This is a genomic window from Mycobacterium sp. 1165178.9 (assembly GCF_001673555.1).
GTDB lineage: Bacteria > Actinomycetota > Actinomycetes > Mycobacteriales > Mycobacteriaceae > Mycobacterium.
Map to the genome: position 1 here is coordinate 1 of NZ_LZMB01000321.1, position 808 is coordinate 808.

The window sequence follows — 808 nt, forward strand, 5'->3', positions numbered from 1 at the left end:
GTTGAACCGGAACAGGTAGGTCGTCACCGCTTTTCCAGCTGTCGATGACCGGGTCATAGCCCTCGTGGTTCGGGACGAGTGCGCGGTTGCTGCCCATTCCGCCGAAGATCCAGATGGTGCCGTCGGCTTGCGTGGTGGCCGCCGCTTGGCGCGCGATGCGGGCATTTGTGATCGGCCGCCATTGCGCCGGTTGGCCGCCCGGTTGATTCGGGGACGAGCTGTGATGCTTGTTGCCGTGTGTAAGCAACACGTAGATACCGATGCCCAGCACCAGCACCGCCACCACGATTCCCACGGCGATCAGTGGGGCCGTTAGGCGGTTGCGCTTCTTCTTCGACGAGCCCATCCACGCAACCGCCCCGGCGGCCAGCCCGCGGCGCGCGGTAGCCGGTGGTTCCGTCGACGGGGCGATCGCCTGGGTCATGCTCGTGGCTTCGGCAATCGCCTGGGTCGGCTCAGATGTGTTCGGCGTGGCCGAAGTTGGTCCGCGCGTGTCTGCAAATGGGCTGCGAGGACCGGGGTGTTGTGGACCCGGGGGCCGTGGCGGCGACGGCGTATTCCCGCGGCCTTTCAGCGGATTGATCAGAGAGGTGGCGTTTTCCGAGTCGGCACTGCGTGGGCCGGGCTTGGCGATCCTTGGCGGCCTTTGGGTAGACGCGCCCGTTTTATCGGCACGTCCGGCCGGTGATAGGGTCCGCGTCTCCGACAGACCCGCCGAGGCGCCCACCGTGCGTCCCGAACCACGAGGGCTATGACCCGGTCATCGACAGCTGGAAAAGCGGTGACGACCTACCTGTTCCGGTTCAAC

The 808-nt window shown here is 66.2% G+C and carries 1 pseudogene; it reads right to left on the reverse strand.

What is annotated here, in order from left to right:
- A pseudogene (locus tag A5652_RS13950) lies at positions 1–424 on the reverse strand (protein kinase); the annotation flags it as partial.
- Positions 425–808 lie beyond the last annotated feature (384 nt).